Source organism: Bradyrhizobium sp. CCBAU 53338 (assembly GCF_015291665.1).
Lineage (GTDB): Bacteria > Pseudomonadota > Alphaproteobacteria > Rhizobiales > Xanthobacteraceae > Bradyrhizobium.
This window is the reverse complement of record NZ_CP030049.1, coordinates 500,618-517,442: the sequence shown is the minus strand read 5'-3', so window position 1 is coordinate 517,442 and position 16,825 is coordinate 500,618. Positions and strand designations below refer to the sequence as shown.

Below are 16,825 nucleotides of genomic sequence, written 5' to 3'. Positions count from 1 at the left end.
TCGGTCCGCCCCAGTCTCTTGCATCGGTACTCCCGCCTCGCGGTTGGCACCGCTTGCGCTTCTCCCTTGGCATCAAGAGCCTGGTTCCTGCAGTTCCACGCGAAAGCCTGTGTCCGACTCACGCCCCCTCTACGCCGGTCGCCGCCCGCCCAGTCGTCAGGCATCTGGCGGACGTGTCCCAGGTTGACGAGACGGTCCTGGTTTTGACGACACTTGAATTAATAACGACGCGTCTCAGGAGGGTTCACTTTCGTTCGTCTTTCGGACACTCACCTGCTCGGTATATTCCGAACTTCTGATCCGACGCTCACCACCACAGCTCTTTACCGCAGCAGCTCGGATTGGTTTGAGACCCGCCCCTGAAAGCTGATCTCGGGGGCCCGCCCCCATCTTTCTCGCAGCTTCACCATCGGTCTTAGTTCATTTGAACTCCTTCCGCTGTCTGCAGCACACTCTCATCGATGAAGACGAGCCGGCCCGGATCGAGCCCGGCCTGCCAAGATCGCCAACGCAGGCGCCTACGAGAGACGTCGGCGCGAGCCTGTTCGAGGGCGAACAGTGTTCTTTTGAACCGCAGCCCCTCCCGGCGCAGGAACAGCCAGACTGCGTTGTGTGAGACCTTGACCCCACGGGCTGCCAGCTCTGCCTTCAGACCATGCAGCGTCAGGTGCGGCGTCTCGGTGATCCGCTCGACGATGAAGGCCCGGTGCGGATCAAGCACAGGCTTGCGGTGACCACCCATCTTGCCGGGGGCTACCGAGCCGGTCGCTCGATAACGCTGAGACCACTTCACGACTGACGAGACCGCAACGCCAAACCGTTCCGCCACAGATCGGCAGCTCTCACCCTTGGCAACAGCGGATACCGCGCGCTTACGCAAATCGTTGGAAATTGGTCGGACCATCAGATGCTGGCCTCCAGCCCAGCCAGCATCTTGAATCATATTCGCCCCAGATCCGGGATCCCTTCCGATTCAATAAATCTGTGAACCGCTCTAGGTCGGAGTTCGACCCGTACGGAGCCTCCGTTTCCAACATCCTCCAATGCGGCTTTCCAGACCCGCCGTATTGCCCGGCCGAGTGTGGCGGGATCAACTGGACAGTCTGTGACGAGCGGAACCATGACATTGCCGGTCACGCCGGCCGCTTCGTAGGCTTTGATGATCGCGAGGGTGGCGCGAGAGGCGGCGACCACTGACATCGCTTCGACGAGATCGAGGGGGACGATGCCGTTGGTTTTCGGTGTCCGGACGATGGGGATTGTGGCTGTTTCGATCGTCAAGTTCGCGTCCGCGCTCGATTGGTCTGCATCCTAGTATCGGTTGGCCATAGTGGTGCAACAAATCTTTGCGTGTCAACCCCCGGTAGTGATACCGCCCTGCGCAGTAGGGCCGCGTGATGCTGATCGATCGCGCAATGATGTATTGTCGTGTGGATGCGCCGTCGGCGGCTCCATCACCGGGGCACCGAAGGTGCGCTCGATGGAAATTATTGCGGAAATCGAGCGCGTGGCGCGAGAGGTATATTGCGGGGCGATCGGCTTCAACGGGCACATGGACACGAACATTGCGATCCGCACTGTCACGATCGACGACGACCTGGCCGTATTTCATGCCGGCGGTGGAATAACGGTGCTGTCGGACCCAGAGGCCGAATCGAGGAGACGCTCGCCAAGGCTCAGCGGATCTTTGATGCATTTCGTGCTGAAGCAGCTGGTGCACTTTGATTGCCATCATTGACAACTACGATTCCTTCGCCTTCAACATTGCCCGCTATTTCCGCGAGCTTGATCAAGCAACGGAGGTCGTCCGAAACGACTTGGCGAGCATCAGCGATCTTGTTGGCCTCAAGCCGCGCGCGGTCAGCCTTGTACTCAAGTTGCCGGTCCTGAATTTGGATCCGCAAGGAACATCGCCGCTGCCGGACCTTCAATTCGCTGGACTGATAAGCGTTCACAGGGTAAGTGCCGGCAAAGGGGGCAAACGTGAACGAAGACTCACCGGCACCGCGTGACATTCATCTGCTTACTACCGACACACTGCTCGCCGATTTGATCGGCGGGCGAGCCGTCGCTGTCGCCGCGGGCGACCATCTTTCGATAGACTCAGACGATGCCCGCGCGGTGTTGGATTGGTATCGCCGCAATCGGGGCAAGTGGGCCGGTAATCTTTCCGCAGGCGACGTCGAGGCAATCATCAACGTCATTGGGACGGAGCCGCCGACGCTGGAGACCGCGGCTGATGATGGTCAAGCTCGCACTGTCAAAGTGTTGCGGCTGGTAAAGGTCGTCGCACACCGGTTTGCTGGGCTGCACGTTTACGGTCGTTCCACCGCGCCTCCCGACACGTTCGTCTTCGAATCTGGCAAGACTGTCACCTAGGGCGCCGATGGTTCGGGCAAGACGTCCATCGCCAACGCCATCGTCTGGTGTTTGACCGGTCACCTCATCCGCTCCCAGCGCCCACCCGAGGAGGGACCGACCGAGTTCGTTTGCGAGGCCGCGCGCAACGACGACACGGTAACGACGCACCCGATGTCGGCAATCACGCCTATGCCACACAAAGCTAGCGATCTGCCTGCGGACGGCGAGGCGATTCCAGCCGACAGTTGGGTCGAGCTAACCTTCGTCGACGCCCACGGTGACCCGCTGCCACCCCTCCGCCACCAGGAGGGCCGCACCCCGCGCGGCAAGATCACCGAGACACCGCCCGATCTCGACGCAATCGGCATCGACCCAATTGCCTCGCGCATTGCGACGACCATGCCCGCGCTGCTGCCGTTTCTGGCGGTCGGCTCTACGTCGCAACTCGGCGAGGCAGTCGCCCGCCTGACCGGCCTCGCTGACCTCGTCGATCTCGCCAAGCATGCCGGTAAAGCGTCCGAGCGGATTGCCAAGCGCACGACCAAGGAACTCGAAGCCCAACGCATCAGTCGTAGAACGCTACCAGCAGGCTGCCGACGACCTCGCCGGCGCCGTCGCGGAATTTCCCGCCATCGCATTCGAAGGAGATGCACCTGCGGTCGATGCTGAGGATTCCAAAGGCGGAATCCAGAAGATCAATGAGCATTTCGCGGCCCTGAAGGCGACGGCACTGGCCAAGGCGCGCGAAGTATTGGGCGAACAATTCAACCCCGAGGACAAGAAGGCCCGCGACGACCTCGAGGCGAGCATTCGGCCAGCCATCGAACAGCTATCGAAGCATCTCAGCGAGTTGCCCTCCATCGCGCGGCTCTCGGCCCTGTCGGCGAGCGCCGACGAGATCGCGGTGGTCGCCAGACTGTTGGCGCAGATCGATGCCGAGGCGGCGACGCTGGCCGCGCTTGCTGCGAGCCCCGACCGCGCGCGGCGGGCGCAGCTGTACGCTAGGCTTTCCGCCTGGATGCACGAGCATGGCCATGCCGATGACGGCATGTGCCCGGTTTGCGTCGGCCCGCTCCACGGGGAATGCGATCCGGTTACTGGTAATACGGTCAGCGACCACCTAGCGGAAGCCACGCGAGACCGCGAGGTTATCGCGCGCACCGTCGCCGAATGTCGTCGCACTGGTGCAGTCGCCTCCTCCAAGATCTTCCGCCTACCCTCGCGAAGGAAACCCGCGGCGACTTGCCAGGGTCACCCATCGACTTATTGAGAGCTGGATTGATTGACGAACTGTTCGGGACGGAATCGTTCCGCGGTGCGCTATCGGCGCTTCGCGCCGATGCTTCGGCGCTCGTGGATGAGCGCCTCGCGACTTTGCCTGCCTTCGAAGAACCGGACACTCGTGTGCTGCCTGCCGTATTGGTGACTGGAACGACGGCGTTGCAGCGGATAGTCGACCGCACTGTGCGTGCGTTGGCGTTCGCCGAATGGCGCGGAGCCAACGCCGCAGCACTGAAGAGTTTCCTCCAGCCGTTCGGCGCGGCCAGGACGGTGCCGCCGACGCGAGCCGGGCGATCGGCCGCCGATTGTCATCGCTGCTCGCGATCGTTGAGGGCGTCGCGCCGCTTAATACCGCGATCGAATATGTTCGCCGGATAGAAGCCGCCCGCGTGGAACATGCATCGAAGCAGGCGCGTATGGACGCCTGCTGCAGGGCCGTATCCGCGCTTGATCTGCTTGTGCCACTCGCCGAGCTCGCCCAGTCTCAGGTTGAGGCGCTACGGGCGAAGCTGCACAACCGGTCGGAGCACTGGCGGCGCGCGATCTACCGCAACGCGACCGGCTTTGCTCCCGACCTTACCGGAACTGGTATGGACGCACGGGGCGTACTTGAGCTCAAGGTCGGCCGCGAGGGCGTGACCGCACCTGCCCAGCATGTCTCCAACGCTTCTGCGCTGCGCGGCGCGCTGCTCGGCTTCTTTCTCGCCTTCCGCGAGCACGTCCTCACAACCCGCGGCGGTCTGTCATTGCTGGTGCTCGACGACCCGCAGAATGCTCGACAACGACAATCGCGAGCGCCTCGCGCGAGGTTTGGCTGGGCTCGCCGAGGCGGGCGCTCAGCTTCTAGTGACCACCCACGATCGCAAGTTCGCCCGCTCGCTCGTTGCCGAGAATCGTGCCGCCGACCGCGTTGAGCATCTATCTGTCCACCCGGTGAACGCGGTGCGGCCGACTCTCATCGTCTCGCCAGCGATCGAGGAGATCGATCGCGGGCGCCACGCGTTTCATATGAACTCCGATTCCGCTTCTGACGCACAGAACTATGCGGCCTGCGCGTCTTCCTCGAATCGCGGCTCGGTGATCTATTCGATGATGTTGCTCATCCCGCGTATGCCACATCGACGAAGCCGCTGACGCTCATCCCTCTGATGGACAAGCTGCGCGGGCTCGTCTCGATCGGGACAGGCGAACTGTTTGCCAATCCGGTCGTCAAGCGGTTCGCGGAGGATACCGCCCTCGCCGAAGGGGCGGAGCCGCGGCGTGTCCTCAACACGTCGCACCACGACAAGGCGTCGATCAGCTACATGGACGTAAAGGCTGTCGAAGCCGACTTCGCGCGGCTGCGGACCAGCATCGAAAAGGTCCACGAACAATTTCGCTTGTACCGGTGGCGCGAGCCACTCGCGCCTTCCGAGAGCAGAACGGACGTCGCGCCCTTGCGGCCGATCATCCGCCCCACCTTTTCCGTTCCGCTCTGCCCAGAAATCGCCGCGTTCGTCGGCGAATTGCCCGTGGGCGGGACGCAAGATGTTGCTGTCGAACGGCTTAGTGGCGAATGGTTCGAGGGCAAAGCGCTCTTCTACGTCCGCGGCGACACGTTGGGCTTTGCTATCCCCGGCGGCGCGGTCGCGATCGTCGAGGTTGAACCTTATCCTGGCCGCGACCAACATCTTGTGATTGCTCAGTATCGCAATCGAGTGCTGGCACGACGGCTGGTGACGTCACGTGGCGCAATCGGTGTCTCGCTAGCTGCGCAGATGCCCGACCCGCGGACCTCGCGCCCGACACTGACGTTCGACGAGAGCAAGCTGCGCGTGCACCGCATTGTCGGCGCAATCTTCACCGATATGCCGCCGCCGCCTGGAAGTGGCGAGGCAACGCCTGTCGATATGGTGCCGGAGCTTGCGCACGTCGTCGTCGCTTACCGCGTCAGAGAGGACAGCGCCGTTCCACTCGCGCTTCCCGGTCAGATCATTTTGGGCGGCGCCGAGCTAACAATTGGCTATCTCGATCGATGGGAGAACACACTTGTCGCAGTAACGCTCGATGATGGTACGAGCATTCTCAAGCGGGTCGGTGCCCGTCTGCCCGGTAAGTTGGCTCACCTCCGCCAATTCGAGACGATCGGCGGCCTCGGTTCGTCGATTGTCCTCGCGACCGAGGCGACCGATATCTTCGGCGTGATACCGACCTTGGTCACTGCGCGAGGAGTCGTTGGCGTGCTGTATGATTGCGCGTGATCAGGCGACGGAGTCGTTCGGATCGTTCGCAGGTACACCGAACGCCCGTTTTCTAACAGAGAGTGCAGATAGTCGCCTCACTGCTATCGGCCAGTCTTTGCAGTTCCCGAAATTGAAGTCGCCCGCAATCTCATCCAATTTCAACCTCGCCCATCGAGATCCTAAAGAAGATCAACGCCGCTGCGGTGCTTTGTCGGCGATGCGATTACCATCGGCAAGGCCCCTGCATAGCCGATGGCGGCTTGAGGAATAGCCTCGGCAGCGCGCTCCGCGTGCTGGCTCACCGGCCGGGCTCGTGAACGAGCCCACCCGCCGTCCGGCTTCGATCCCTCGCGCTGATGCCGTCTACCCGTCAGGCCACGTTCTTTATCGGAACCCCGCGGGGTTCGAGAACCGCGGTCGCCACATGCCCGTCGAAAGCTGTGCGGGCAACGCCGACCAGATGCTGATGATGAGTGAAGAAGAGCACTTGCGTCTTTTCCGCCAGCTGTTGCAGGACTTTGAAACCAGCCGCAGCCCGCGCATCGTCATAATTGATGAAAAGATCATCGGCGATAAATGGCGCTGGCGCGGAATGCGTAAGATACTCTTCTACGGCAGCGATGCGTAAGGCCATCAACAACTGATCGGCCGCGCCTTCGCTCAGTCCTGATACTGGGACGGCGCCTCCATCCCCGCGCAGACCCGCTAGGTGCGGAACATCCTTCTCATCGTATGCGAGCGTAAGCCGTTCGAAGGAACCGGCGGTCAGGATCGAGAACAATTCCCCGGCTCGCTTGAGCAGCGGCGCCTGCTTTTCACGCCGGAACCGCTCGATCGCCCATCTGAGGATCACCGACGCCGAACGAACGCGCGCATATTGCGCGGCAGCGTCGCCGCCGACGGCCTCGAATACGCGCTCGGTATCTTTACTGTGCTGGATATTGGTCAGTTGCCGCTCCCGGACCTCTTCGAGCGATTTCTTCAAAGTCTGTTCCCGCGCCGCAGCCTGGTCGGGATCGTTGCTGTGGCACTCCTCGGCGAGAACCACTAGGCCAAGACCGTCACCATCGGCTTCGAGCGTCGCGCAACCGCGCCCGTTCATCCTTGAGCGCGCGTTGTTGGTCAGACCGCTGAATAGCTTCGCGCAACGCGTCGATCGTTCCAGCGCCGGCCGCCCGTTGGAGCCCTGTCATAATGACCCGCGCGTCATTTCTCGACCTGTCGCAGTCGTCCAGCTTCTTCTGAAGATTTTCAACCGCTTCACTCTTCTCGTTAAGTGAGTCACGCGCCTGCTTCGACGCATTCAATCGTGCATGAAGCTTGAGGGCGGCCTCGTCTGCGTCCTCACCCGCCAGCTGCACCGACACCGATGCAACGAGCCTTTCGACCTCCGTTGCAAACGCCTTGATGTCGCGCTCGATCTTTCCGATTCGCTCGTGCTGCAAGTCCGCAATCTTAACTGACGTCTCGCGCATCTGGTCGATCGCGTCGATTTGCTCCTGAATGGTCTCAATGGGACCTTCAGCCGAAAGACTGAGCGCCGCCAAGGCGTCCTTCCACTGCGCATTCCAGGCGGCGCGTTCTTTCTCGGCGCCCTCGACCACACCGCGCTTGCGCTCGACGTCGGCCTTGAGCTTCCGCTCATCGAGCGCAAGCTCGGTCCGCTTTTGCGCATTCGCCTCTTCCGTGCGGATGCGCACTTCCGCCGTCGCCAAAATGCCGTTCAGGGGCAGGCTGCCTGCCGAGGCCGCAATCGCCGTATCCTGCAGCAAGCCCACTAGCTGTCGCTTGGCTTCTGCGATTTCGTGTTGCAGCGACGTTGCCGAGCGAGCTGCGCCGTCGCGCTTGGCGATCTGATCCAGCAGATCGGCCCTCGCGTCGAGCCAGTCGAGCATCTCGTCAGGGGGCAACGGGCCATCCGTGACACCGTTCCACATGCCGGCCCAGGCATGGCCAAGGCGCTCCGCTCTGCAGCTAACGAGGCAAGTTCTTGCTTGTTGGAGTCGAGAGCGTCTTGCTGGTCGGCGATCTGCCGAGCCAGCACCATGGCCGCAGCCGTCGACTCTGCGTTCTGAAACCGCTGATCCGCCGCCGCATCGGCATGGCCGACAGCCGTTTCATAGGCGTGGAGCAGCGCGTCGCCATCTGCGAAGGCGCGCTCTTCCGATTCCGGCACTGCGATATTGTCGACATGCCGACGCCTGATGATAGGCCATCCTGCGTCCCGGCGTTCCCGCAGCTTCGTCAAATCCTCGGCCGACACGATCTTTTCATCGGATACCAACCGCGCGTAGGACTTTCGATTGTTCTCGACAGCCCGAGTCGGATCGCGGATAGCCGCTTGCTGGCTTTGAGTACGGCCTTCAAGATCGCGCACCGCGTCGCGATGTGCCTTCACTGCGGCTTCGACCAGGATTTTCATGGCGCGCAAACTCGTCTCGTCAACGACCGCGGGATTCATCATCGCCATTTGCTGCCGACATAGTTCATCCGCGTCCCGATACTCTCGCTGGGTAGCCAGGAGAGGAGCGTCAAGATCGCCCAAGGCGGAAGTGGATTTGACCACGCCCGCCAAGCCCGACAGATCCTGGGGGGTCCCGATCGCCTCAATGCGAGCCTGGAGATTGGCCAGCTTTTCGCCCGCGTCTTCAAGGGTCTTCTGGGCATTCTCGACGGCCGCAAAGCGGCCGCCGCGAGAGGTCAGCAAGCCTTGCACGGCCGAAGCTTTGGCACGCGGCGGGATTCTATCAACCAGCTCGGCGGTCTCACCCGTCCAAGCCAGTTCGGACGCGGCCCACTTGAGAGCGTCTTCCGCCGCTGCGAGCTCCGCCCGCCGCTTTGGCAATCAGCTCTTCCCGAAGCGAGCTGGATTCTGAGCTTGGACAGGCGTTCGATCTCCGCCTCATGGAGCAGAACGTTATCGTCTATCGCGATCGCGGCGCGCTCAGCGCTGAACGTTGCTATCTGTTTCTGAAAGGCTGTGATGCGCGCCTCCGCGGCGGCGTTATCGGCCGACGCCTTGTCGAATTGCTTCGCGGCATCAGCGGGCAGATCGGCAACGACGCCGAGGGCCGTTATCTCGTATTCGATTTCGCCGAGACGCCGTACGTTGCGATAAACGCGCCGGACGCGCACGATTTTGGCGAGCTCGGCGACTTGCTCTTCGATCTCTTTCTCGATCTGGACACAGCGTCGCGCGCCTCTTCATAGGCGGATTTCAGCTCCTGCCATTTGGTCGCGGTGACCGTGTGTTGGCGCAACGTCGCTTCGGCCTCTTTGAGACGTTCCTCCGCCTGGTAATATTTCCGGTGCCCCGCCCTGCGGCTGCCCCACAGCCCGTCCGCTTCTTCCTGCATCGCCGCCAGTCGATCGCGAAGACCGGAGACGCCCGCCCCCGCGGCGAACAAGGTCGCGCCGACATCGTCCTTGGCCTGGATGATGTCCCGGCCGCCATCGCGCAGGCGCTCATGGGCGAGACAGAACATCCGGCAGAAGAATGCGCGATCTATCCCGCCGACCAACGGTCCAAGCAGCCCGTCGCCCGCAGGAAGAGGCAGCTCGTCAAGGCCGAGCAGCGTGTCCTTGTTGCCCTTGCGCCGCCGGATCGATAGCTCCGTTCCCTCACGTTCCAACGTCGCGCCGATGCGCAACGCCGCGTTCTCATGAAGAACGTTTCTTGCAGACTGACCCGGAATCCCGAACAGCAGCTCTTCAATCGCCGACATCGTCGTCGACTTGCCGGCCTCGTTCTCGCCATACACGATATGAAAATCGGGCCCTTCAGACGGAATATGAAGCGAGGCTTCGGTGAAGTGTCCGTACCGGATCAGGTCAAGGGAACGGACACGCATGGATCACCGCCTCTCTCGCAGCCAAGCGCGCGCTCAGATATGCGCCTGCCTGCTCAATCACCGCGCCAAAGTCTTTGTTGATCGCCGCCTCCAGAAGCGGATCGTCGATATCCAGCGCGGCATCATGCGGAAGCCTGCGGACGAGATCGCCCAGATCGCTCGCGATCTCCGCCTGCAAGTCAGCGTCGTCCGCAGCATGAGCCAGCAGGACAGGGAGATCGTTGATCGCGCTCCCATCCGACAGAATGCAGACCGCCGATGCCGATCTGGTCACATTGATAACGCGTTCGATCCAGGCGACCTCTTCACCGAGCGCGAGGGCTGCGGCGCGCGCTTCCGCCAGCAATTGCAGCCCGGAGGCCAGCAACTCGCCATGGAGAGCGGTCGCGCCGCTCAGCTGGATGCGGCAGGCCAGCAACCGGCCCTCTGCGTTTCTGGTGGCCTCGCCGATGATGCTCTTGATTTGATCGATGACGTCCCCAAATCGTGCGCGTTCGCCAACCGGCACGTCGAGATATATCCATCGCACGACGTCGGTATGCAATGGCTCAATGCCTTGCAGCGCGCCGTCCCTCACCGTGATCAACTGCGCCGACTTTGCGCCGGCTTCGCGGATATGGCGGCCTTGCAGGTTGCCGCAGAGACGTGCGGCTGCTCGTGCAGCACGCCGCCCTGATGCACGTGTGCAAGAGCCCAGTAGTCGTAGCCCTTGTTTACCAGTTCATCGAGCGTACCCGGTGCGTAATTCTCATGGGGGCCTTTCGGTCCTCCACGGGCGGTGTGTAGAACACCGATGTTGAAATACCCCTTCACGGGCGGTGGATAAGCCGCCGCCGCGTTATCCGTCGTCGCCTGCATACGGAAGCTCTGACTGTGGATCGCAACGCGAGGATCGTCGAGTTTGAAGGTCTGGGATTTGCGATAGCTGAACACCTGCACGTTGTCCTGGAGTGGCAACCGTTTAGTGATCTGACTTTCAACGTCGTGATTGCCGTGAAGAACGAAAGCCGGGATGTTCGCCGCGCGCAGGCGCCCCATCTGCCGGACGAAAAGGAGCCCGGTCTGAAAATCGCGCCAGTCGCCATCATAGAGATCGCCGGCGATGATCATGAAAGCAACCTGTCCGTTGATCGCTTGGGTGACAAGGTCCTCGAAGGCTGCTCGGGTCGCCGTTCGGATTCTTTCAGCCGCGGGACCTTCCTGACCGCTCAGACATCCGACGCACCGTTTGGATCTCAGCCGGTCGGCGTCGAGGATGCCGCATTCAGCCTGTCGGACAACGATAACAGCGAACTTGCGCTCAGCCCCTGGAGATGGCCGATCAGGATGTCTTCGCCTGAGAGAGCGATTCTCGAAATGCTGGATGAGCTCCCTGCGGATGAAAGCTTCCAAAAGGTCGATACGCTGTTCGAGGGCTTGGTGAGCCTGCGACCAAAACTGCTGAACCAACTGCTCGAGGAGTGCCGCAGCATCAAAGTCAAGCGCTTGTTTTTCATTTATGCGGACAAGCATGTACATCCGTGGCGAAAGCACATCGACACCGCCCATATAGAATTGGGCCGCGGTGACCGCAGCCTTGTGCAAGGCGGGCGGCTTCACCCGACCTGTCGCATGACAGTTCCGGCCGAGCTCGTGCCACAGGAAACGGTCGATGGCGCGTGAACGATACATGCGCCAGGTGGAGCTGCTGGTCCGGACATTGCCCTACATCGCGAGTCAGGACAGCTTCGCTCTGAAAGGCGGCACCGCGATCAATCTCGTTTATCGCGACATGCCACGACTGTAGGTCGATATTGACCTCGTCTACTTGCCGATCGGCGACCGCGACGCAACCCTCGCAGGGATCGACGCCGCTCTTGATCGCATTCGCGAGGATATTCAGCGTGATCTCCGCGGCGTCAGCGTTCAGCGCATCGCCGGCAGCGACAATAACGACACGCGGCTCCTCGTCCGGCAGGCTGGCGCCGAAATCAAAGTCGAGACGTCACCTGTCGCATGCGGCAAGGTTCACGCTCCCGAGCTTCGCGTCGTCAGCGATCCGGCCGCCGAAGCCTTCGGATTTGCGGAGATGCAAGTGGTGGCATTCGAGGATCTCTTCGGCGGCAAGCTCAATGCTGCTGTCGACCGACAGCATCCGCGCGACCTCTTCGAGGTGAAGTTTCTGTATGACAATGAAGAACTGACCGACGCGCTCTACCGCACGTTCCTCGTCTACGTCGCAAGTTCGGGGCGTCCTCCGCATGAACTCGTCCGTCCGTCATTGTCAGAACTTGATGACATCTTTGCCAAGGAGTTCGAGGGAGTGACGGTGCCGCCCGTCGGCCTCAACGAGCTCAAGGCAGCGCGGTCGCGGTTATTGTCCGATATGCTTGCACGGCTCGACGACGCGGCGATGCGCTTTCTGCTAACGCTCCATGACGGCGAGCCGGACTTCGAGGCCTATCGGCTTACCGCAGGCCGCGCAATTACCGGCGGTTCGGCGGAAGCTGCTCAATATCGCAAAATTGAAAACGCAAAATCCTGAAAAACATGCGCAGTTGCGTTCGGAGATCGAAAAGCTGCGGTCATAGCCCCTATAGCGGGTGTCTCTTCGTGCCTCGGCGAGATGCATTTCGACCAAGGCGTGACCAAGCCATATAAATGCGCGACCCACCCTGAGACGAACTAGTGGTCGCCGCCGACAAACTTGGGTACACCAAAGAAGGCGTCCCATTCGAATGACCTTGGCCGCGTAACTGACCTGGTCCCGGTTGTCTGAACAGCAACTGCGCGTCGATAAGTGGAGCCTCTGCCGGGTTTAGGCTGCCGTGCGAAGCGGCAGCGAGGTGAAGTAGGCTTGATCCGGTGTGCCGCCGTCAAGGCTCGAATGTGGACGGCGGCAATTGTAGAAGTCCAAATAACGGCCGATCGAGGCGCGAGCTTCGCTGACGCTGTCGTAGGCCCGCAGATACACCTCCTCGTATTTGACGCTGCGCCACAGCCGCTCGACGAACACGTTGTCCCGCCAGGCGCCGCGGCCTCCATGCTGATGGCGATGTCATTGTCAGCGAGCACTCCGGTGAACGCCGCGCCGGTGAACTGCGAGCCCTGGTCGGTGTTGAAGATCTCCGGCTTGCCGTGACGGGCCATGGCATCTTCCAGTGGCGCGACGCAGAATGCGGCCTCCATGGTGATCGACAGCCGCCACGACAGCGCCCGGCGGGTCGCCCAGTCCAGCACCACGGCCAGATAAACGACGCCTCGTGCCATCGGGATGTAGGTGATGTCCATCGCCCAAACCTGGTTCGGACGCGTGATCTCCATACCGCGCAGCAGCTATGGATAGATCTTGTGCCCGGGCTCGGGTTGGGTGGTGCGCGGACGGCGGTACAGCGCCTTTATCCCCATCCGCCGCATCAGCGGTTTGAAATGCCGGCGGCCGATCTTGCACCCCTCTGCAGCCAGTAGGCGTCGCAACATACGCGAACCGGCGAATGGAAACTCCAGGTGCAGCCGGTCGAGCCGCTGCATCAGCGCGAGGTCTTTGGGCGACACCGGACGCGGCAGGTAATCGACGCTGCCGCGGCTGATGCTCAGGGCTTCCGCCTGCTTGCTGATCGGCAGATCGTGTTCACGGTCGATCATCGCTTTGCGCTCAGCAATCCCGCCTTGGTGAGCGCTCCTTCTAAAAACTCGTTCTCCAGCGTCAACTCGCCGATCTTGGTGTGCAGCGACTTCACGTCGATGGTGGGTTCGGCGATCCGACTCCCGCCGTCCGGACCGAACACATCGGCAGCGCCGCCTTCGAGCTGCGCCTTCCACGATGTGATCTGATTGGGGTGAACGTCGAACTGCTCCGCCAGTTGTGCCAGCGTGCCGTCACCCTTGAGGGCGGCAAGCGCCACCTTCGCCGTGAAAGCCGCAGTGTCGTTCCGCCGTGCTCGTCTGCTCATCGTCGCTCCTGATTCGCGGGTCAATCTTGCCCGCCGTCAGGCAGAAACTCCACTTATCGCGCTGTTCAGATTTGCGGGACCAGCTCAAACCTCGCAAACTCATGCTGATATCGGATTGATCACTCAAATCGTCAGTGTCATCGAGGGTCGCCGACCTCTGCCCAGAGGAGGCGCTCCTGCTCGGCCTTCAGCTCTTCGAGAGATACCGGGATCGGATGGAGGTCGAGATTGTACATCGGCAATGGCCAATGCCGATACAGTACATTGACATGATCCTGGGTTACGGATTCGTCCGGCAAACTTTCGGAAATCAGCCGGTCCAGAAGTTGCTCGGTTAGACGTTCCGCGTCTTGCAGCGTCTCCTTCTCCCGACACTCAAGCTGCTCCCAAACCTCTGATGTGGCTCGTAGCCCCTCTACTGTGAACATTCCGCAGGCGGAGCAGCCCGGATCACGAGCAATCAGTTTGTCAAAGCCTTCTATCATTTCGGTCATCGACAATGATCCATCCGTTCGCAGTGCAACGAGCAATCTTCTGGCATCGTACGGATACGCGGTCCTTGCCTTTGCCTCCGCCGAGGAGTTCCTGCGCGCTGCGGCATTGGCCGAGACGACCTGCGTGATTACCGACGTCCAAATGTCCATGATGAGCGGAATTGACCTGCTGATGCATATGCGAAGCCCCGGTCATCGTATGCCGTTCATCTTCATCACGGCGATGGGGTGCGCGCACGAGCGATCAAGGCTGGCGGGATCTGCTTTCTTGCCAAACCGTTTTCCACGGCTGCGTTGATCAAGTGTTTGACCATTGTACTGCCGGGGTCAGGCGACACACACGCGTGAGGACCTTGGCCCCCTCCCCACGGCCTTCAGTCCCAAAGCGGGGATGCATTGCGAGATTCCCGTAGGTTGCGCTGCCGCGGTTATTTTGAAGGTAACCGGCATGAGCTCCCACGTCCGCAGTGATCAGTGAGCGCGGGCGTAGCGGATCGGCATCCAGTATTGCCGCAAGGCTTCGACCGCCGTGGGAATATCGGCGTGGGCGTTACGCAGAAGTTTCTTGGTCTCGCGGCCGCTTCGTGGCGGTCCAAGCAGCGGTCGGCCCTGATCGTCGCGACAGTGCAGCAGGATAGGTAGAAGTAGGCCGTGATTGACGTTGCCGATGTCCAGCAACGGTGCCCACGCCAATAGCTTGAGCCGCATCGCGGCGTAGAAGCCTTGGCACCATGGTCGCGGATCGACGTCTCCACTGGGTTTACGCCGGTGCATCGGCGCGAACCTGTCGGGTGCGGTCGAGAGGGTGTTGCTGATGTCGTTGTGACGCAGGACGACAGCCGATATGGCTGCAAACTCCGGGGTGCCGCCGTGGTTGAAGGCATCGGCATCGATGGCGAGCAGCGGGCAGATCCAGTCGAGTGGGCTCATCGACACCGGTCCGGCCACGATTGCGGCGACGTAGCCGTCGAGCATGGGGAGATTGGTGGCGTCAGGATGCTGATCGACCCTAGCCTGCAGCCATCGCTCGAGCTCCTCGAGTGGCATCGCGGCTGCCGTCATTGACGACGCTGCTTTATGACGACCCGGGCTCATGCCGCGGCCTGTGCGGTGCGCTGGCGCGCCGCCTTCCAGTGCCAGGCGAGCAGTTCGCGCAGTTGATGGCTCTTGGTTCCACCGGAGACAATGCGCTCCAGCACGTCGGTCAGATAGGCTTGCGGATCGAGCTCATGGAGCTTTGCGGTGTTCATGAGCGACGCGAGGATGGCCCAGCTCTCGGCACCGCCTTCGCTCCCGCTGAACAAGGAGTTGCGTCTTCCCATGGCAATCGGGCGCATGGAACGCTCGACCGTGTTGGAATCGACCTCGACGCGGCCATCGCTGAGAAGCAGCGTCAGTCCGTCCCAGTGATTGAGCGCATAGTTGATCGCCTCTGTCAGCTTCGATTGGGAAAACAGCTCATCTCAATCAGTAGCGCATTGAGCGCCACCATCAACGGGGCGCTCCTGGTGCGGCGGGCGGCCAGCCGCTGCTCCGCACTGCTGCCGCGGATCTCTGCCTCGATCGCATAGACCGCCTGCAGCCGTTCAATCACGTCGCGCGCGAATGGCGACTGCGTGGACTTGTACACCTGGACGAATTTGCGTCGAGCATGGACGAGACAAAAGGCGAGCTGGATCGCGCCGCCATGACGGCGGGCCACGGCCTTGTAGGCGGCATAACCGTCCACCTGCAGAACGCCGCAAAAGCCCGTCAACTGTCCGGCGATCTCCTCGGTGCCGCGGCCGTCGGCGAATACGTAGGTAACCGCCGGCGGCGAGGGGCCACCCCATGGCCGGTGATCCATAGCATGCGCCCAGAACTGGCAGATGCGGGGACGATGTCGTCCTGGATCAAGCACCGGCATCGGCGTCTCGTCGCAGAACACGCGCGGCGCAGCCTGAATGATCCGCAGCTACAGCTCATAAAGGCTCCTGAGCCACCAGGCGGTACGTTTGACCCAACCGGCGAGTGTCGCGCGGTCAAGATGGATGCCGTGGCCGGCCAGGATCTGAACTTACCGGTACAGCGGCAAATACCAGGCGAACTTCGAGACCACCATATGGCTCACGAGGGCCGTCGAGGCCATACCGCCCTCAATCAGGCGCGGCAGCACTTTGGCTGGACCGCGCCATCGGTGCAGCCGCGGCAGCCGTATTTGGGACGGATCGTGCGCAGCACGCGCAGGAGCGCCGGGATCACGTTCAACACCTCGCTGACGTCCTCGCCGATCTTGTGAGGCTGGCCCTGGCAGCACGGGCAGGCCGTCACCTCCGGCTCCAGGACCTGCTCACAGCGCGGCAGATGCTTGGGCAACGCGCCGATGTTGCGGCGCGCCTTCTTACGTAGCTTATCGGACGGCTTCACCGCAGGTGCATCGTCGTTGGCAGCTGCAGGCGGCGTGACACTGGTCTCAAGATCGTCAAGCTCAAGCGCAAGCTGTTCGGCCACGAGCGTGGCAAGGCGTTCCGAGCGCTTCCCGAAGATCATCTCCTTGAGCGTCTGCACCGCAACACGCAGCTTCTCGTTCTGGGCGTCGAGCGCGAGCACCATCTCCGTTAGAGCGGCTGGATCAGTCGGGAAACGTCCCGGGGCGTATCGCCATAAATGGACCATACCTCCGCGCGCCGCAGGCTCCAGCGAAA

The 16,825-nt window shown here is 61.8% G+C and carries 18 protein-coding genes and 6 pseudogenes; 11 read left to right on the top strand and 13 right to left on the bottom strand.

Going from position 1 to position 16,825, the window contains the following annotated elements; genetic code table 11:
* Positions 1-439: 439 nt before the first annotated feature.
* Positions 440-904: pseudogene (locus XH90_RS36625) on the bottom strand (helix-turn-helix domain-containing protein); the annotation flags it as partial.
* A 35-nt stretch (positions 905-939) separates the two neighbouring features.
* Positions 940-1,281: a hypothetical protein gene (locus XH90_RS36620; RefSeq protein ID WP_128929782.1), complete on the bottom strand. Its 342-nt coding sequence runs from the start codon at positions 1,279-1,281 to the stop codon at positions 940-942.
* A gap of 154 nt (positions 1,282-1,435) precedes the next feature.
* Here XH90_RS36620 and XH90_RS36615 point away from each other — a divergent pair.
* From XH90_RS36615 to XH90_RS39415, 3 genes and pseudogenes are all read left to right on the top strand, one after another.
* Positions 1,436-1,725 (top strand): annotated as a pseudogene (locus tag XH90_RS36615) (chorismate-binding protein); the annotation flags it as partial.
* Entirely contained in the window at positions 1,722-2,012 is a 291-nt protein-coding gene (locus tag XH90_RS40030) for a hypothetical protein (protein WP_347339917.1), read from the top strand. The pseudogene XH90_RS36615 and the gene XH90_RS40030, both read left to right, overlap by 4 nt.
* Positions 1,984-2,379, top strand: a complete 396-nt coding sequence (locus XH90_RS39415) for a hypothetical protein (RefSeq protein ID WP_206733205.1) — start codon at positions 1,984-1,986, stop codon at positions 2,377-2,379. The genes XH90_RS40030 and XH90_RS39415 overlap by 29 nt, the downstream gene beginning before the upstream one ends.
* Positions 2,380-2,616: 237 nt before the next feature.
* Here the strand turns inward: XH90_RS39415 and XH90_RS39410 are convergent, their stop codons facing one another.
* Together XH90_RS39410 and XH90_RS39405 are read right to left on the bottom strand one after the other, a co-directional pair.
* Complete coding sequence (locus tag XH90_RS39410) at positions 2,617-2,922, bottom strand: hypothetical protein (protein WP_206733204.1); 306 nt, start codon at positions 2,920-2,922, stop codon at positions 2,617-2,619.
* 4 nt (positions 2,923-2,926) lie between these two features.
* Positions 2,927-3,067, bottom strand: coding sequence for a hypothetical protein (locus XH90_RS39405; protein WP_206733203.1), 141 nt, complete (start codon positions 3,065-3,067; stop codon positions 2,927-2,929).
* A gap of 45 nt (positions 3,068-3,112) precedes the next feature.
* Between XH90_RS39405 and XH90_RS39400 the strand changes: the two genes are divergently transcribed.
* The 4 genes from XH90_RS39400 to XH90_RS39385 all read left to right on the top strand — a co-directional run bounded on the left by XH90_RS39400 (position 3,113) and on the right by XH90_RS39385 (position 5,882).
* Positions 3,113-3,631 carry a hypothetical protein gene (locus XH90_RS39400; RefSeq protein WP_206733202.1) on the top strand — a complete coding sequence of 173 codons (519 nt, stop codon included), beginning with the start codon at positions 3,113-3,115 and terminating at the stop codon, positions 3,629-3,631.
* Between the two features lie 8 nt (positions 3,632-3,639).
* Positions 3,640-4,020 (top strand): hypothetical protein, encoded by a 381-nt coding sequence (locus tag XH90_RS39395; protein WP_206733201.1) that lies wholly within the window; start codon positions 3,640-3,642, stop codon positions 4,018-4,020.
* Between the two features lie 393 nt (positions 4,021-4,413).
* Positions 4,414-4,776: an ABC transporter ATP-binding protein gene (locus tag XH90_RS39390; protein WP_206733200.1), complete on the top strand. Its 363-nt coding sequence runs from the start codon at positions 4,414-4,416 to the stop codon at positions 4,774-4,776.
* A gap of 14 nt (positions 4,777-4,790) precedes the next feature.
* Positions 4,791-5,882, top strand: coding sequence for a hypothetical protein (locus XH90_RS39385; RefSeq protein WP_206733199.1), 1,092 nt, complete (start codon positions 4,791-4,793; stop codon positions 5,880-5,882).
* Positions 5,883-6,234: 352 nt separating this feature from the next.
* Here XH90_RS39385 and XH90_RS36600 read toward each other — a convergent pair whose 3' ends face one another.
* Together XH90_RS36600 and XH90_RS36595 are read right to left on the bottom strand one after the other, a co-directional pair.
* Positions 6,235-6,966, bottom strand: coding sequence for an ATP-binding protein (locus tag XH90_RS36600; RefSeq protein WP_128929783.1), 732 nt, complete (start codon positions 6,964-6,966; stop codon positions 6,235-6,237).
* Positions 6,926-7,774: a hypothetical protein gene (locus XH90_RS36595; RefSeq protein ID WP_128958633.1), complete on the bottom strand. Its 849-nt coding sequence runs from the start codon at positions 7,772-7,774 to the stop codon at positions 6,926-6,928. Before XH90_RS36595 ends, XH90_RS36600 begins: the two co-directional genes overlap by 41 nt.
* 104 nt (positions 7,775-7,878) lie before the next feature.
* Here XH90_RS36595 and XH90_RS36590 point away from each other — a divergent pair, with 104 nt between their 5' ends.
* Complete coding sequence (locus XH90_RS36590; protein ID WP_128958632.1) at positions 7,879-8,349, top strand: hypothetical protein; 471 nt, start codon at positions 7,879-7,881, stop codon at positions 8,347-8,349.
* A gap of 589 nt (positions 8,350-8,938) precedes the next feature.
* Here XH90_RS36590 and XH90_RS36585 read toward each other — a convergent pair.
* From XH90_RS36585 to XH90_RS36575, 3 genes are read right to left on the bottom strand one after another with little or no spacing between them, the layout of a single operon-like run.
* Positions 8,939-9,715: an AAA family ATPase gene (locus XH90_RS36585; protein ID WP_128929785.1), complete on the bottom strand. Its 777-nt coding sequence runs from the start codon at positions 9,713-9,715 to the stop codon at positions 8,939-8,941.
* On the bottom strand, positions 9,696-10,301 hold the full coding sequence (locus tag XH90_RS36580) for a hypothetical protein (protein ID WP_167506286.1): 606 nt from the start codon (positions 10,299-10,301) through the stop codon (positions 9,696-9,698). The genes XH90_RS36585 and XH90_RS36580 overlap by 20 nt, the downstream gene beginning before the upstream one ends.
* Positions 10,298-10,825, bottom strand: a complete 528-nt coding sequence (locus XH90_RS36575; RefSeq protein ID WP_167506287.1) for a metallophosphoesterase — start codon at positions 10,823-10,825, stop codon at positions 10,298-10,300. Before XH90_RS36575 ends, XH90_RS36580 begins: the two co-directional genes overlap by 4 nt.
* 24 nt (positions 10,826-10,849) lie before the next feature.
* Between XH90_RS36575 and XH90_RS36570 the strand changes: the two genes are divergently transcribed.
* Positions 10,850-11,377, top strand: a complete 528-nt coding sequence (locus XH90_RS36570; protein WP_232995616.1) for a type IV toxin-antitoxin system AbiEi family antitoxin domain-containing protein — start codon at positions 10,850-10,852, stop codon at positions 11,375-11,377.
* Positions 11,367-12,285, top strand: a pseudogene (locus XH90_RS36565) (nucleotidyl transferase AbiEii/AbiGii toxin family protein). The gene XH90_RS36570 and the pseudogene XH90_RS36565 overlap by 11 nt, the downstream one beginning before the upstream one ends.
* Before the next feature lie 227 nt (positions 12,286-12,512).
* On the opposite strand, the pseudogene XH90_RS36560 reads toward XH90_RS36565, so the two are convergent.
* A pseudogene (locus tag XH90_RS36560) lies at positions 12,513-13,647 on the bottom strand (IS3 family transposase).
* 137 nt (positions 13,648-13,784) lie between these two features.
* The gene (locus XH90_RS36555) at positions 13,785-14,141 is read right to left on the bottom strand and encodes a hypothetical protein (protein WP_128955101.1); all 357 of its coding nucleotides are present in this window, start codon (positions 14,139-14,141) and stop codon (positions 13,785-13,787) included.
* On the opposite strand from XH90_RS36555, the pseudogene XH90_RS36550 reads away from it, so the two are divergent.
* Positions 14,113-14,489: pseudogene (locus tag XH90_RS36550) on the top strand (response regulator transcription factor). The gene XH90_RS36555 and the pseudogene XH90_RS36550 sit on opposite strands and share 29 nt — an antisense overlap.
* A gap of 123 nt (positions 14,490-14,612) precedes the next feature.
* On the opposite strand, the gene XH90_RS36545 reads toward XH90_RS36550, so the two are convergent.
* Both XH90_RS36545 and XH90_RS36540 read right to left on the bottom strand, forming a co-directional pair.
* A complete protein-coding gene (locus tag XH90_RS36545) occupies positions 14,613-15,203 on the bottom strand; it encodes a YecA family protein (protein WP_128955102.1) in 591 nt (196 codons plus the stop codon).
* A 29-nt stretch (positions 15,204-15,232) separates the two neighbouring features.
* Positions 15,233-16,796, bottom strand: a pseudogene (locus XH90_RS36540) (IS66 family transposase).
* Positions 16,797-16,825 lie beyond the last annotated feature (29 nt).

Excerpts from the sequence above, each read along its gene's own strand:
- XH90_RS39390 (WP_206733200.1), top strand. The coding sequence starts at position 4,414 with ATGCTCGACAACGACAATCGCGAGCGCCTCGCGCGAGGTTTGGCTGGG.
- XH90_RS36575 (WP_167506287.1), bottom strand. The coding sequence starts at position 10,825 with ATGATCATCGCCGGCGATCTCTATGATGGCGACTGGCGCGATTTTCAG.
- XH90_RS36600 (WP_128929783.1), bottom strand. The coding sequence starts at position 6,966 with ATGAACGGGCGCGGTTGCGCGACGCTCGAAGCCGATGGTGACGGTCTT.
- XH90_RS36585 (WP_128929785.1), bottom strand. The coding sequence starts at position 9,715 with ATGCGTGTCCGTTCCCTTGACCTGATCCGGTACGGACACTTCACCGAA.
- XH90_RS36555 (WP_128955101.1), bottom strand. The coding sequence starts at position 14,141 with ATGACCGAAATGATAGAAGGCTTTGACAAACTGATTGCTCGTGATCCG.
- XH90_RS39405 (WP_206733203.1), bottom strand. The coding sequence starts at position 3,067 with ATGCTCATTGATCTTCTGGATTCCGCCTTTGGAATCCTCAGCATCGAC.
- XH90_RS39385 (WP_206733199.1), top strand. The coding sequence starts at position 4,791 with ATGGACAAGCTGCGCGGGCTCGTCTCGATCGGGACAGGCGAACTGTTT.
- XH90_RS36545 (WP_128955102.1), bottom strand. The coding sequence starts at position 15,203 with ATGACGGCAGCCGCGATGCCACTCGAGGAGCTCGAGCGATGGCTGCAG.